Raw genomic sequence first — 14,680 nt, 5'->3', positions numbered from 1 at the left:
ATGGAGGCGGCTAAGTGGGATTTGATAAGTTAGTGAATGGTTGGACGGTGGTTTTTCCTTTGGCCGTCCTTCTCTATTACTTTTTCCGAAAACGCTACGAAACGACAACGATATCATCGACATTGTTCTGGGAACAATCGATGCGGGAAACAAGGGTGTCTCCTTACTTGAAAAACTTGCAGCGGAATGCCTTGTTTTATCTGCAAATGGCGGCACTTCTGCTAATAGTATTTATTTTACTAGGGCCTTATCTTACTAAAGAAGAGGCGGTCGGTGGTCATACTATTCTTATTGTGGACACGTCTGCGACTATGCTAGCTAGCAATGAAGGAACTTCACTATTTGCGCGAAATCAGGAAGCAATGAAGGAACTAGTCGCGAGTCGTCCGGGAGAACCAATCACAATTATGACGACTGGGAAAGAGCCCATTGTCGTCATACGGGAGGAAACAGACGGCGAAGCAATCATGACCGCTATCGATAAATTAACCGTTACATACGAACACGAATATATGGAACGGGCCATTGAGTTTGCAAAGTCAATCACTACAACAGGTGCTGCTATTCATATTTATACGGATTCGCTAGATCAAGCAACTTTTTCTGAAGGAGAAAGTGCCATCGCGTGGACGATTCATGGGGATGAAAATCCTAAAATCAATGTCTCCATCGATAAATTCGGAGCGGTCAAGACACCTGAAGGAACGGAAGCTATTATAAGAATTACCAATGATTCAGATGATACTCAAATCGGAGCCGTACATATTAAAGATTTACTAACCGGTAACTTATTGATAGCTGAAACTTTTTCTATTGAAGGCGAGGAAGAAGTACTTTTATCGTTCAAGGAATTACCCGAAAGTAAATTATTACGTGCCGAAATCGTTGTAGAGGACGATTATGAAGTCGATAATACGGCCTACATATTGTTAGGTAATGAGACGGGGGAGGCTGTTGTCGACGGGCACTTGCATGAGTTGGTCAAGAGAGCATTTGAAGCTGTCGGATTAACCGTTACGACCGGTTCCACGACTGAAATGCTTGCTGCGCAGGAAGAGTCCATTATCGTGACAAATGATGTTTCATTCCTGAAAAAAGGAACGAAGCCGGTGATAATTGTCGGAAGGAACGATAAATCCACTGAACCAGTTGCAGGCGCTGTACAAAACACCTCAGATCCATTGTTTACGGTTGCAAATATTAGTGACGTCTACGTAAGTGCCTTGTATCCGTCGTTTAAATCGTATACGACAATCGCGACTGTGGGCGATAAGCCGTTCATCCAAAAATCGAAGCGCGGCGACATTGTCATACTTGCAGATATTGAGCTGACTGATTGGCCACTTCATCCGTCCTTCCCACTATTTGTTTGGAGTACAGTTGAATTGTTGCGTTCTGAAACGGATTCTTTAGGGTTATTTGTACCGAATGAGCGCAAAGCGGTTCTTTCGGGTAGAACAGAGAATGGACTGGAAATCTACACGATAGATGATGAATATGTCACAACAATTACGGATGGTTCGAGTTTCATCGCGCCAACACGTCCAGGTATTTATAAAGCATTGGACGGAGGAGTAGAAAAGATGTTTGCTGTTCAGCTTGAGAAATCTGAAAAAGAGCTTGTACAGGGTTCATCGTACCAAATCGGGCATTCTGAAAATGTGAAAGGGAATGAAGAAGGGAAAAATAGGATTGGCTGGCTATTCCTCGTGCCACTTTTGCTTCTTCTACTTATTGAATGGGAGGTGCAAAGAAGACGTGGATATCCGAATTGATCAGCCTGTATGGCTTTTATTGTTCATTCCAATTGCGCTTTATATGGGGTATACATGGAAATCATCGGGCATGCGGCTTATTGGAAAAGGAACCATTCTATTTGTTCTAAGATGTACTGCGATTGCTGCTCTCATCTTTGCACTGGCAACTCCTTTTATAACGCTGCGAGCTGATAAAGAACAAATATTGTTTGTTGTAGACCGCTCTGTTTCAATTGAAAGTGCCGGAAATTCAGCGGATAAATGGATTGCAGAAAGTCTGAAAGGCCGTCAAGTGAATCAGTCAGTGGGTATGTATTCATTCGCAGAGACGTTCCGAACAGATTCACAGTTGACAGATGCAGACGTAGAGCTTCCGATAATTGGGCAGATGGAATCAAGAGATGCAACCGATATTGCGAAAGCGATTGACCTTGCTGCAGCAGTGGCTAAAAATGATAGTGCGACACGGATCGTATTACTGTCTGATGGTTTGGAAACAGTGGGCAAGGTTGAAGAATTATTGCCTAAATATAGTGAAGGCCGTATGATCATTGACACTGTTTTACTTGAACGACCAGGAAGTGCGGACGCTTCGATCTCGATTTTTGATACGCCTCTGACTGCTTACGAAGGCGAGAAGCAGTTGCTACAAGTTGAAGTGGAATCATCTACTCGAACTACTGGTGAACTGCTCATTTATCAAAATGATAAGGAAATCATCAAAGAGCCGGTGAAACTTGAGCCAGGTAAGAACACTTTTTCATTTCGGACATCGGCAACTGGAGGCGGGTTGCTGAAATACGAAGCTAAACTCCTTGTATCGGATGACAGCTTTTTAGAAAACAACCGAATGCTGTCCGTCACAATGATGGAACGTTCCCCGAGTGTGCTCGTTGTTCAGACGAGCCGTAATCCATCAGCAATCCCAGCACTGCTGGATAAAAACGTGATGAGCGTAGATGTTGTTGATGCGGAACAATTACCAGAAACGCTGTCGGGTTATTTAGGCTACGGTGCTATCATTTTTGATAATGTGCCAGGGCACGTCGTTGGTGAGGATAAGATGACGGTCATTGAACAGGCTGTGAAAAACTTTGGTACAGGTTTCATGATGGTCGGAGGGGACGAAAGTTTCGGGCTTGGCGGATACTTCAAGTCTCCGATTGAACGGCTTCTTCCAGTTGAGATGGAAGTGAAAGGAAAAGAATCGCTTCCTTCGCTCGGGCTAATGATTGTTATGGACAGATCGGGAAGTATGTCCGGTTCGAAAATCATCTTGGCAAGAGAAGCAGCTGCCCGATCGGTAGAGCTTCTCCGTGATGATGACACGTTTGGTTTTACTGCATTTGATGATCAAGTATGGGAAGTCATTCCAATCGGTAAGCTAGAAGATAAGAAGGACGCAGTCGAACAAATCCTTTCCGTTCCGGCAGGCGGGGGGACGGATATTTTTCCGGGCATGCAAAAAGCCTATGATGATCTTGCGGATTTGAAGCTACAAAGAAAACATATTATTTTGATGACAGATGGCCAATCACCGATGCCTTCGGATTACGAAGAAGTGATTGCGGAAGGTAGAAAAAATAACATTACGATGTCGACGGTTGCTATCGGTTCAGATGCCGACTGGTCGCTTTTAGAAGATCTTGCGGAGAATGGTGGCGGACGGTTTTACGATGTCGTCGATGAGTCGACAGTACCGGCAATACTGGCCCGAGAAACGTCGATGATGACGCGAACATATATCGAGGATAATCCATTTTATATGACGCTAGGCGGTGTTCCTGAATGGTCGTCTTTGTTTAGAGAAGGGGTTCCGCAAATGAATGCCTATATTGCAACGACAGCGAAAACTACAGCGACGATTGCAGGGATTAGCCATAAAGAAGACCCAGTCATTGCTGAATGGATGTATGGACTCGGAAGGACTGTTGCATTCACATCTGACTCAACAGGGAAGTGGACGGGTGATTTAGCAAGATGGGACGGTTACCCAGAGTTTTGGAATACTGCAGTGGCACGATTGCTGCCGTCATATGAAGAAGTCCCTTACATCATCACCCATGAACGAGGTGGCACCTATACGGTAACAGATAGTTCTCGTAAGGCGGCATTCCTCGACATAGCCGTCGTGGATGAAGCAGGACAAGAAGTACCATTCACCTCAGAGCCACTTGCTCCCGGTAAAGTACGGGTAACTGTAGATGCCAAACCGGGTCTTGTATTTTTCGGTGTATCGGATGATAAAGGTGGATTGTTCGAAGCTGGCCTTTCAGTACCGTATAGCGATGAATATAAACCGGCAGTACCGAACGCAGCACTGATGACTAAAATTGCCGAACGGACAGGCGGAAAAGTGTTAGAAGAACCGACAGAGGCATTCCGTGATCACCCCTTTAAAAGTGGTGAAAAGATACGGATTGCAGAATGGCTAATCTTAGTAGCGATGATTTTGTTCTTTATCGATATTACGTTGCGTCGTTTCGGTATGTTCAAAGGGCTTACGAAGAAACCTCTAGTACGCGAACCAGTTGTCAAGGAGACATCGACAGCAGGGGAGAGTATTGCTGAATTATTGAAGGCGAAGAAGAAACGATGATTTGAAAGATTCCAAACCTGTAGAGGCTGTTATCTGCAAAGATTTTTACCGGTGGCGGTCATAATCTAAGTCATGCCGGTCATAACAAGTCTCATGGCGGTCATAACTGCATCCATGGCGAGCATAACAAGCTGCATGGCGGTTATAACGTAAAGGCCGGTTATTGTTACATGAAGAAGCCCCATCACACTGGAATCTTTCAAGTGTGATGGGGCTTCTTTCATATGTTTATAGACCTGTAAGTAAATCTCCGTTTCGTTTTGCCCAATAGGATGCAATGACAAAACAGACCAGTAGGATGACTGTACCGATAATATATGGGTAAATAATATTGATATCAAACAGGATACCCGCAAGTGCAGGTCCAACCATGTTACCTAGAGACATGTATGCAGTCATCATACCAGCTGCAAAACCTTGTTCTTCGCCCGCCAGCTTCGAAATAAGTGTGTTAACGGCAGGTCGAAGGAGAGATGTAGCAGTGAAGAAAATCGTTGCTACGAAAAGAATCATAAAGAAAGAATTGACGAATACAATGCCAATCATTGCAAAAGCCGCGATGATAAGATTGACTTGAATGACGCGCATTTCCCCAAATCGATTGAACAGTTTGTTGATGACAAATGTCTGAGCGATGACTCCGACAAATCCTCCAACTGTAATGATGACGGCGATTTGGGCAGGTGTATAGCCGTATTTATGGTCTACATAAAGTGAAATTGTAGATTGGAAATTAGCCAAACCGAATGAAAAGACAAACATGACAATTAGCATGACGAAGTAAGGGGTTGTAGTTGAGCGCTTCATCTGCATGACAAGATTTTCCCTCTTTTTTTCAATTCCAGGATTGTCTGCACTACGAGGCGCCGGATTTGGTAAAGCAAAAATGGAAATAACCGCTGCCGTTAAGGCTGCTGCTGTCGCGATGTAAAAAGGGAATTGTAAGCTAACTTTTGCAAGGAATCCGCCGATTGCAGGTCCAATCATGAATCCTAGCGACATGGAAGCACCGAGAAGGCCCATTCCTCTGCCTCGCTGTTCGTATGTTGTGATATCAGCAACAAATGCCATCATAGGCGGTATGAGGAATGCAGAGCCAAGGCCAGAAAAGAATCGTGAGGCATACAGCATCCATAATTGGGTTGAGGTTCCGAATGCAAGTTGCGATAGACCAAAAATAATCAATCCTATAATAATCAGCTTTTTCCGTCCGTGCTTATCAGATAGATCGCCGGCAATCGGAGAAAAGATAAATTGTGAAAATGAGAACATGGCAACTAGAAAACCAAGAGCTTGACCAGCAACGCCAAACGTGCCCAGGTATTCAGGCATAATTGGGATTATAAGACCGATGCCTGCCATGGCGATGAACATATTGAACATTAAAACGTATAAGGCAAAATTATTAGATTTGACTGCCATAATTATCCCAACTTTCCAAACTGTTTCGTGTCACTAAAGTATAATACCATAAATCGCATGGGAATAGCTTTTAATGAGACTTCTGTACAGAAAGTAAAGACGCCCTTCGTGTGTATGAAGGGCGTCTTTATCATATCTATATAGGTTGAAATAAAGAAACCCATTGAATTAGCTACGGCGCTAGGGGATGCCTTCCGCCATAAGCTAGCCTAGTTATGCGGAAAAGAACGCCGCTGGGCCTGCAGGGTGTAGGTCATGCAACTAGGAGGGATTGTGAACTACATCCCTCCTAGTTGCGACAGGGCGTCGCGAACTTAGACTGCCTTCCTCATTTCGTTACATTGTCTAGTCTCAGGCGGCCAGATGCTCGGGTCATAAGCCAGCCTGGCTATGCGGAAAAGAACGCCGCTCCGCCATTCTGTCTTATGCCTGTCGCATCTAAACGGCCGCATCGACATTTCGTTACTTCATATCCATTTTGAATTCCAGGAACAATTCATTATAATGGCCCAGCATTTCAAGACCGAGATTTCTATATACTTCAAGATGATCACGTGTTTCTTCATCGGGATAGAAACGTTCATCTTCTGTCACTTCAGCATCCATCAGGTCGAGAGCTGCCAAATTTGGTGTGGAATAGCCGACGTAATCGGCATTTTGTGCGGCAACTTCGGCATCGAGCATGAAGTTGATAAACGCATGTGCACCATCGATATTTCGTGAAGTTCGGGGAATAACCATATTATCGAACCAAAGATTGGAGCCTTCTTCAGGGACGATATAATCGATATCCTCGTTCTCATACATCATATCGGCGGCTTGGCCGGACCAAGTAAGTGAGATAGCAGCTTCTCCATTAATCATCAGTTGTGTCACTTCATCCCCGATGACGGCTTTGATATTAGGGCTAAGTGTTTTTAACTTATCTGTCGCTTCACGCAATTCGTCCATATCGGTAGAGTTCAATGAATAACCTAATGAGTTTAGCCCCATTCCGATTGTTTCACGCGCGCTATCGACAAGAATAACTTGCTGTGTAAGAGTGGGGTTCCATAAATCATCCCATTCTTCAAATGTCTGTCCCTCTAAAAGTGAAGAATTGTATGCAATGCCGACCGTCCCCCAAAAGTAGGGTAGCGAATAGTTATTGTCAGGATCGAAAGGTAAATCGAGAAAATAGGAATCGATATTTTTGATGTTTGGAATCTTACTGTAGTCGAGTGGCAACAGTAAATCTTTTTCCTTCATCATTTCAATCATATATTCAGAAGGCATTGTAATGTCGTAGGATGTTCCACCCTGTTCAATTTTCCCCATCATTCCTTCATTTGAATCAAACGTTTCGTACGTAACCTTAATGCCTGTTTCTTTCTCGAACTGTTTAAGTAAATCGGGGTCGATGTATTCGCCCCAGTTATACACAGTAATGGAATCCTTGCTGGCACTTCCTCCGCTTTCATTTAACTTGCTATTGATGAGTAGTAAAATAGCGGAAATAATAATAATCACTACCGCACCACGTAAAATATCTTTCATTTTTTCACCCCCGAAAGCGGTGTTTTGGTTTTGCGGCTAACAGCGTAATAGCCTAAAACAAGTACAACCGTCACTAAGAAAATAAGTCCCGATAATGCATTGATTGTCAACGTAATACCAGCGCGTGCCATTGAATAGATTTCAACAGACAGCGTGGAGAATCCGTTTCCAGTGACGAAGAATGTTACGGCAAAATCATCGAGAGAATACGTCAATGCGAGGAAGAATCCTGCAAGTATTCCCGGTTTAATAAATGGAATAATAACGCGTGTCAAGACATCGCGTTTTGAAGCCCCAAGATCGAGTGCGGCATCGATTAGCGTTGGACTCATTTCCTGTAGCTTAGGCAGTACCATAATGACAACGATCGGGATACTGAATGCGATATGCGAAATAAGTACGGAAGCGAATCCAAGCTTGACGCCAATCATTGTGAATAAAATAAGGAAAGATGCACCGATGATAACGTCCGGGCTGACAATCAAGATGTTATTGAGTGACAACACGGCATTGCGCATCGCTTTATTGCGCATGAAAACAATAGACAATGCACCGAGCACACCGATTGCAGTAGAAACGAGTGCAGACAATAACGCGACGACAATTGTATTGATTAAAATGACAATCAGCCGAGTATCTTCAAAAACTGCAGAGTAGTGTTCAAGCGTAAACGACTCAAAATTAGACATGTTGCCGCCTGAATTGAACGAGTAAAAAATCAAGTAGAAGATCGGAGCATATAAAATAATGAATACGACTACCAAATAGATTTTAGGAAGCTTACTTAACTTTTCCATTGATTGTCGTCCCCCTATCGCTACTGCTCGTAATCAACATGATGATAAACATAAATAAAATTAGGAATACGGCGATGGTTGAACCCATTCCCCAGTTTTGCGTGACAAGAAACTGTTGTTCAATTGCGGTTCCAAGTGTAATGACTTTGTTACCTGCAATCAGTCGAGTAATCATGAACAGCGATAGGGCAGGGATGAAAACAACTTGAATTCCCGATTTAACACCGTTTAATGTTAAAGGCCATATGACACGCCTGAATGTCGTCCATGAATTAGCACCTAGATCACGTGACGCGTCGATAAGCGCCGGATTTAGTTTATCAAGTGAATTGAAAATCGGTAAGATCATGAACGGGATGAAAATATAAACGGATACGAAAACGAAACTAAAATCAGTGAATAGAATTTGCTGACTGCCAATACCAACCGTTTCTAACAATGCATTTATTGGACCATAAAGTCCGAAAAGGCCAATGAAAGCATATGTTTTTAGAAGAAGATTAATCCAAGATGGAATAATAATGAGCAAAAGCCAAAGTTGCTTATGCTTCGTTTTCGTCAGGAAATAAGCAGTTGGATAGGCAAACAGTAACGTGAACAATGTAATGAGAAACGCATACCAGAATGAACTGATAGTCAGTTTCAAATAGACAGAAGAGAAAAAGTTTATATAGTTGTCAAAAGTGAAATGACCTGCTAAGTCAAAAAATGAATAGTAAATGATAAGTGCAATCGGCGCTATGACAAAAAGTAGAATCCAAGCTGTATACGGAATCGTGTACAACGGGCGTAGTGGTTTATTGTTCATTATCCGCTACCCCGTATGCCTCAAGTCTTGCATCGAATTCCTCTTCAGATTCGTTTAAGCGCATGACATGAATGTCTTCCGGATCAAAATCAAGTCCGACCGTTACACCGACTTCCGCTTTTTTAGTTGAATGCACAAGCCATTCATTGCCATCAGCATCATAAGTAGAAAGCTCATAGTGAACGCCGCGGAATAATTGTGTATCTACTGTCACGTTCAATTTCCCTTTATCGACAGTTGTGAGTTCCAAATCTTCCGGACGAATGACGATATCAACTTTCTCATTTGGATTTAACCCTTTGTCTACACATTCAAATGTCTTACCAGTAAATTGAACTACAAAATCTTCAATCATCATGCCTGGAACGATATTAGATTCGCCAATGAAATCAGCGACAAACCGGTTGATAGGTTCATCATAAATATCGAGTGGAGTTCCTGATTGTTGAATTTCTCCTGCATCCAAGACAAAAATTTCATCGGACATCGCGAGTGCTTCTTCTTGGTCATGTGTAACGAATACGAAAGTTTTACCTAATCGTTGCTGTAATTCCCGGAGTTCGTATTGCATTTCAGAACGCAGTTTCAAATCGAGTGCTGATAGCGGTTCGTCGAGTAATATAACTTCTGGGTCGTTGATGATTGCACGTGCGATGGCGACACGTTGACGTTGCCCACCGGACATTTCTGCGATTTCCCGATTTTCATAGCCTTCCAAGTTGACGAATTTCAGTGCTTCAATAACGCGACGTTTGACTTCGACTTGTTTCACTTTCTTAATACGTAGCCCAAATGCAACATTTTCAAAAACATTCAAATGCGGAAACAACGCATAATCTTGAAAAACCGTGTTTACTTGTCGTTCATTGGCAGGTACGTTGTTGATCTTTTTCCCATTGAAGAAAATTGTCCCATCCGTGGGTTCGATAAAACCTGCGATGAGACGAAGAATTGTCGTTTTGCCGCAACCTGATGGACCAAGTAATGTGTAAAACTTTCCACGTTCCATTTCAAAGGAAACACTGTTCAATACAGTTGTATCGTGGTTATATTTTTTTGTAACATTTTCGAATCGAATAATTGGCTGAGTCGTCATGCTGACACTCCTTTTCTTTATAAGTAAGATTCTGTCGCGACGAGCAGTATTTCGCTCGTTCCGTTAGATGCATTTGATAAACAGTGATGCTCGGATGCATCATAGTAGACTGCATCTCCTTTTGAAGCGATGTGTTGTGTATTCCCAATGATCACGGCGACTTTTCCTTTCAAAACATATATAAATGTTTCTGCAAGAGATGGCTCGAATTTTTTAAATTCGCCCTGTGCGTGAAATGTGATGTGGACAGGTTCCATATCATTCTCATTTGATCTGGGCACTAACCACCGAATACTATATTTCATTTCATCATCGCTGTAGATCGTCTGATTATCAGTCGAGTAGACAACTTGTACATTTTTCTTGGGTTCGTCAAAAAAGTCTTTAGGTGTCGTTCCTAACACTTCTAATAATGCAAAAAGCGTTTCAATCGAAGGGGAATTCAAATTTCGTTCCAACTGTGAAATATGCCCTTTCGTTAAATCAGTCCGTTCTCCAAGTTCTTCCTGAGTGAGCCCCTTTTTTAAGCGTAGGCTTTTAATCCTGCTTCCAATCTCCATGGACATCCCCCTAATCGTAATGGAGTTTAGTAATACTATACTTGAAGTTTACTGAAAACCCTTCTAATTATACAAAATATCAAGCGAAAATCAAGGGTTACTTTAATATAACTCAGCAGAAGTATCTCGCTTCTATAAATGACATGATTGATAATACATGTGTTGGTTAATCAAACAAACTTAAATAAACACAATGGAGGGCACTGAAAAAGTACGATTTCCTTCAATCCCGTTGATTTCCGTTCCGAGCGGACTCTTTCCGCGGGCACGGCTTCAGCCTCCTCGTCACTGCGTTCCTGCGGGGTCTTCAGCTCGCGCTGTTCCCGCTGGAGTTGCCGCTCTTCACTACAATCAACTAGTTCTTACTATCAAAAAAGAACTTTTTCAGTGGCTTCACATAAAGCGCTAAAGTTTTTGGGAACGAGTAAATAACCAGTTACTTATCCATCAAAGGGCAGCCAAAGATGCAATTTTGGCTGCTTACTCCTTCTTTATAGCATTTCCTTTTCGAATGTAAGGCAGTGTCACTTTCTATATAGCGTCACACTGTTACTTGTATGATCTTTGCTAAAATAAGCAAAGAGACTTTATTAAAAGCGATGGAGTGCCCGAAATTTTATCTTCGGGCACTTGCAACCTTTATAGAAAGGTAGTTATTCTTTAATCTTCCAAAGTAGTTGCATTTTTCACTTGAACATTGTGGTTGCGCGGCGGCCACATCTAACCCGCGGTAAAGGTATTGTGATCATTTCGTCCAAAGCGAGTCGGAAATGTACACGTGTAAATGTGAATTTTTATGCTTTTCTGAAAGATGATTCATGTGAGAAAATGGTTAATCAACAAACTTGGATTGATAATAAATAAAACCGGATTAGCCTCCTGTTAAGAAAAGAGGGTCCGGTCATTATTTCATACGGGAATTTGATTTCTTTCGGCGCAGTTTACTCATCATCATTTTGCCAAATGTAGTAACAACTAAATAAGCAGAAAGACCAATGCCACTCAGTGCAGTGACAAGTGAGATCCATTCAAAAAACGTGTAGCTGGAAAATTGCCTCCAGCCAAAAGGGGATTCCCAGTCTTCAATTACGAGATTCATACCATAAATTCCTGAAATGACGGTGAAAATAGTGAGAATGAAAAGAAGCATGTTCATCTTGTCGGAAGCTTGATTTTCTTGGCTTTTGTACAGTTCGTGCAAAGTTGTATTCACTTCTTTGTAAAGACAATCAATATTGAATGCTTGTCGGAACATAAGCGAGAGCTCTTTTCCTTCCGAACGTGTACTTACTTCCTGAGAATAATAGCCGGCTGAAAATAGCGTGATGAACTTAATCAGTGATTTTACATACTCCTCATCTTTTTCCCATTCGATTTGACTATATTCGAAAGACATTCGAAGTAACATTATCTTATAAAAGTAATGGAGAAGAAAGTTATAATAATGAGTACCCATGTATTGTGAAAGTTCCCTGCTCATATCCTTAGGAAGGCAGTTTGTAACAGTTACAAATGCATGCTCAGTTGTAACTGTATACGTGTTTGGGGCCCATCTATCATGAAGTGACTGATTCAGAGAACGCTGAATATAGTTTGGATTATTAGCGGATATGAATAGCTGGCCATTAGGTAATCTACCGTCCAAAGCACCCATTCGATACAATTGATCATCTGTGATGAGAGAATCTTGCTGGCAGAAAAGGAAAGCGGTTGTATACATCCTCTCATCTTCAAAGTAAGGCAGAGAGCCGGAATAGCCGTTCGACTTATCATCATGCAATATGAATTTTTCCAAAAAAGGACATAGATATTCAAAAAGTAGATGTCGAATAGATAAGTGATTTCCATTTTCGGGGCAGATAATTACCATCCCTTGTTCCTCTACTAACTGAGGTTCGACTGCTCTGAAATGATGCATGAAATCAAGAACGTCTGCTAGTTCATGGTCCTGGTTATCTAATTGAACTTTGACAGTTAAAAAAGCAATGTCGAAAGGGCCGAGTATTATATCGACGCTTTGGATAACGAAAGACATATTTATAGTTCTAAGTTTGTATTCAAAGCGTTTCATGATAGACTTTGTAAATCTGTGAAATCCATTTTCGTCTAACGAAGTGGGAAAGAGTTTGTCTTCGATATAGGGTAGAAAATACTGTTTAAGTTCTTTGCCAGTAACAGAGATTTCATCTTCGTTAACGCTACCTTCACTTAAAGACTTGTCTATCTGAAAAAAAGCGTAGTCATTTGCCTTAAGTGTTAGCGCAAGGTCATCCTTTCCCATACTGTCATATCTTATAGGAAGAGTAAATGACATATGCGAATGATGAATATCCAGTTTATTAATTGGAATTGTTAACTGCATTTTCACTCATCCTTCATCAATTGAAATTTTGGCTTTTCATGGTACAATATAGCGAATAAAGGAGGGCTTTGATTGGGAAAAAAGAAAGTAATTTATTTGGACCCGGATGACCGTAAATGGACAATGGAAGACCTCGGACTTAGTTGGGAATCGATTGGTAATCTGTTGGAAGATAAAAAAGAAATCGAAGGCATCTTTCTTATGAAAAATGGAAAGATCCGCAATATAGTAGAACTGCCCAATCACTGCAAAATCTGCCTTGATCCATTAGATTATAATGACGAACACGATTCCATATTTTGCCCATCGTGCGACGAATGGCGTGAGAGCTCTTGTAGTGATCCAACTTGTGAATATTGCCTAGCACGGCCTGCGAAACCGTCTAATTGTAAATAACACTTACAACTCTTTTCCCTCAATTGGGAGAAGAGTAAACATAATGACTGTATATACGTCATGGAATTGCCACATATTGAATAGGGCGCTGTTTGGACAAGGCGCTCCGTTTGAAATAGGGCGATTTTTTTGTTAGTCTTGATAAGGATTGTGCAGGCGGTTGTCCTGGCACAAAAGAATTAGTGGAGGGGTTATTTAATGATTAACCGTATGGTAGGTAAGCAAGCACCAGATTTCGCATTGGATGCGGTACTAGCAGATAAGTCTTTTGGAAAAGTAAGCCTTCAAGAAAATATGAAAAACGATAAATGGACAGTATTATTCTTTTATCCAATGGACTTCACATTCGTGTGTCCAACGGAAATTACAGCAATGTCTGATCGTTATGATGAATTCGAAGATTTGGATACAGAAATTATCGGTCTATCTACGGATACAATCCACACGCACCTTGCGTGGATCAACACAGACCGTAAAGATAATGGCTTAGAGCAGTTGAAATATCCACTAGCAGCAGATACTAACCACCAAGTTTCACGCGACTATGGTGTGTTGATTGAAGAAGAAGGTATCGCACTACGCGGCCTGTTCATCATCAACCCTGAAGGTGAACTTCAATACCAAACAGTATTCCACAACAATATTGGCCGTGATGTTGACGAAACATTGCGTGTGCTTCAAGCTCTTCAAACTGGCGGACTTTGCCCGGCTAACTGGAGACCTGGTCAGAAGACACTATAAGTAACAGTTGAATTTTTACCAAATGAAGTCCCCGTGCATATATTAGCAGTGGGGATTTTTTTGAAAAACGAAGGAGGAAAAAGCATGAAACTACGTGATCAATTACCTGAACTTACAGGTGCAACAGCATGGTTGAATGGAGAAAGAACAAAAGAGGAATTGGTCGGTGAAAAACCAACTCTAATCCATTTCTGGTCTGTTAGCTGTCACTTATGTAAGGAAGCAATGCCTGAAGTCAATGAATTTAGAGACAAATACAAAGAAGATTTAAACGTCATCGCAGTTCATATGCCACGTTCTGAAGACGATTTAGATCTAGTTGAAATCAAATCAGTAGCAGCTGAACACGACATTACTCAACCGATTTTTGTCGATAGTGAAGCGACACTAACGGATAAATTCGATAACCAATATGTTCCGGCTTATTATGTGTTTGATAAAGACGGCCAGTTACGTCACTTCCAAGCAGGCGGCGGGGGCATGAAAATGCTTGAAAAGCGCGTTAACCGCGTACTAGATGAAATGAAAAAAGAGTAAAGAATCAGCCCGATTGCGCATTCGCGACATCGGGCATTTTTAATTGTTTAGGAAATAGTAAAACCACGT

Annotated in this window: 12 protein-coding genes; 5 read left to right on the top strand and 7 right to left on the bottom strand. The window is 41.8% G+C overall.

Translation table 11 applies throughout. The features are described 5' to 3' along the window. Positions 1 to 14 precede the first annotated feature (14 nt). Both ACP8HG_RS11035 and ACP8HG_RS11030 read left to right on the top strand, forming a co-directional pair. The gene (locus tag ACP8HG_RS11035) at positions 15 to 1,775 is read left to right on the top strand and encodes a vWA domain-containing protein (RefSeq protein ID WP_342538812.1); all 1,761 of its coding nucleotides are present in this window, start codon (positions 15 to 17) and stop codon (positions 1,773 to 1,775) included. Next, positions 1,759 to 4,356, top strand: coding sequence for a VWA domain-containing protein (locus ACP8HG_RS11030; RefSeq protein ID WP_342538811.1), 2,598 nt, complete (start codon positions 1,759 to 1,761; stop codon positions 4,354 to 4,356). Before ACP8HG_RS11035 ends, ACP8HG_RS11030 begins: the two co-directional genes overlap by 17 nt. 228 nt (positions 4,357 to 4,584) lie before the next feature. Here ACP8HG_RS11030 and ACP8HG_RS11025 read toward each other — a convergent pair whose 3' ends face one another. From ACP8HG_RS11025 to ACP8HG_RS10995, 7 genes are all read right to left on the bottom strand, one after another. After that, positions 4,585 to 5,778 carry an MFS transporter gene (locus ACP8HG_RS11025; RefSeq protein ID WP_187045474.1) on the bottom strand — a complete coding sequence of 398 codons (1,194 nt, stop codon included), beginning with the start codon at positions 5,776 to 5,778 and terminating at the stop codon, positions 4,585 to 4,587. A 462-nt stretch (positions 5,779 to 6,240) separates the two neighbouring features. After that, the gene (locus ACP8HG_RS11020; protein ID WP_342538810.1) at positions 6,241 to 7,314 is read right to left on the bottom strand and encodes an ABC transporter substrate-binding protein; all 1,074 of its coding nucleotides are present in this window, start codon (positions 7,312 to 7,314) and stop codon (positions 6,241 to 6,243) included. Next, a complete protein-coding gene (locus ACP8HG_RS11015) occupies positions 7,311 to 8,111 on the bottom strand; it encodes an ABC transporter permease (protein WP_067211630.1) in 801 nt (266 codons plus the stop codon). Before ACP8HG_RS11015 ends, ACP8HG_RS11020 begins: the two co-directional genes overlap by 4 nt. Further along, positions 8,095 to 8,919, bottom strand: coding sequence for an ABC transporter permease (locus ACP8HG_RS11010; RefSeq protein WP_067211627.1), 825 nt, complete (start codon positions 8,917 to 8,919; stop codon positions 8,095 to 8,097). Before ACP8HG_RS11010 ends, ACP8HG_RS11015 begins: the two co-directional genes overlap by 17 nt. Further along, on the bottom strand, positions 8,909 to 10,015 hold the full coding sequence (locus tag ACP8HG_RS11005; protein WP_342538809.1) for an ABC transporter ATP-binding protein: 1,107 nt from the start codon (positions 10,013 to 10,015) through the stop codon (positions 8,909 to 8,911). Before ACP8HG_RS11005 ends, ACP8HG_RS11010 begins: the two co-directional genes overlap by 11 nt. Positions 10,016 to 10,032: 17 nt before the next feature. Continuing rightward, a complete protein-coding gene (locus ACP8HG_RS11000) occupies positions 10,033 to 10,575 on the bottom strand; it encodes a helix-turn-helix domain-containing protein (RefSeq protein WP_067211624.1) in 543 nt (180 codons plus the stop codon). A gap of 904 nt (positions 10,576 to 11,479) precedes the next feature. Further along, the gene (locus ACP8HG_RS10995) at positions 11,480 to 12,937 is read right to left on the bottom strand and encodes a hypothetical protein (protein WP_342538808.1); all 1,458 of its coding nucleotides are present in this window, start codon (positions 12,935 to 12,937) and stop codon (positions 11,480 to 11,482) included. A gap of 72 nt (positions 12,938 to 13,009) precedes the next feature. On the opposite strand from ACP8HG_RS10995, the gene ACP8HG_RS10990 reads away from it, so the two are divergent. The 3 genes from ACP8HG_RS10990 (at position 13,010) to ACP8HG_RS10980 (ending at position 14,611) form a co-directional block, all read left to right on the top strand. Beyond that, positions 13,010 to 13,333 (top strand): hypothetical protein, encoded by a 324-nt coding sequence (locus ACP8HG_RS10990; protein WP_067211620.1) that lies wholly within the window; start codon positions 13,010 to 13,012, stop codon positions 13,331 to 13,333. Between the two features lie 198 nt (positions 13,334 to 13,531). Beyond that, positions 13,532 to 14,074: a peroxiredoxin gene (locus ACP8HG_RS10985; RefSeq protein WP_067211617.1), complete on the top strand. Its 543-nt coding sequence runs from the start codon at positions 13,532 to 13,534 to the stop codon at positions 14,072 to 14,074. 84 nt (positions 14,075 to 14,158) lie between these two features. After that, positions 14,159 to 14,611, top strand: a complete 453-nt coding sequence (locus tag ACP8HG_RS10980; RefSeq protein WP_187045470.1) for a TlpA family protein disulfide reductase — start codon at positions 14,159 to 14,161, stop codon at positions 14,609 to 14,611. The last annotated feature ends 69 nt before the right edge of the window (positions 14,612 to 14,680 follow it).

This window comes from Sporosarcina sp. FA15 (assembly GCF_051550195.1).
Lineage (GTDB): Bacteria > Bacillota > Bacilli > Bacillales_A > Planococcaceae > Sporosarcina > Sporosarcina psychrophila.
Note: the sequence above shows the minus strand (reverse complement) of the source record. Positions and strands in the feature narration are given on the sequence as shown.

What these genes read in the sequence shown, in the direction of transcription:
- ACP8HG_RS11025 (WP_187045474.1), bottom strand. Translation starts at nt 5,778, where the DNA reads ATGGCAGTCAAATCTAATAATTTTGCCTTATACGTTTTAATGTTCAAT.
- ACP8HG_RS11020 (WP_342538810.1), bottom strand. Translation starts at nt 7,314, where the DNA reads ATGAAAGATATTTTACGTGGTGCGGTAGTGATTATTATTATTTCCGCT.
- ACP8HG_RS11015 (WP_067211630.1), bottom strand. Translation starts at nt 8,111, where the DNA reads ATGGAAAAGTTAAGTAAGCTTCCTAAAATCTATTTGGTAGTCGTATTC.
- ACP8HG_RS11010 (WP_067211627.1), bottom strand. Translation starts at nt 8,919, where the DNA reads ATGAACAATAAACCACTACGCCCGTTGTACACGATTCCGTATACAGCT.
- ACP8HG_RS11005 (WP_342538809.1), bottom strand. Translation starts at nt 10,015, where the DNA reads ATGACGACTCAGCCAATTATTCGATTCGAAAATGTTACAAAAAAATAT.
- ACP8HG_RS11000 (WP_067211624.1), bottom strand. Translation starts at nt 10,575, where the DNA reads ATGGAGATTGGAAGCAGGATTAAAAGCCTACGCTTAAAAAAGGGGCTC.
- ACP8HG_RS10995 (WP_342538808.1), bottom strand. Translation starts at nt 12,937, where the DNA reads ATGCAGTTAACAATTCCAATTAATAAACTGGATATTCATCATTCGCAT.
- ACP8HG_RS10985 (WP_067211617.1), top strand. Translation starts at nt 13,532, where the DNA reads ATGATTAACCGTATGGTAGGTAAGCAAGCACCAGATTTCGCATTGGAT.
- ACP8HG_RS10980 (WP_187045470.1), top strand. Translation starts at nt 14,159, where the DNA reads ATGAAACTACGTGATCAATTACCTGAACTTACAGGTGCAACAGCATGG.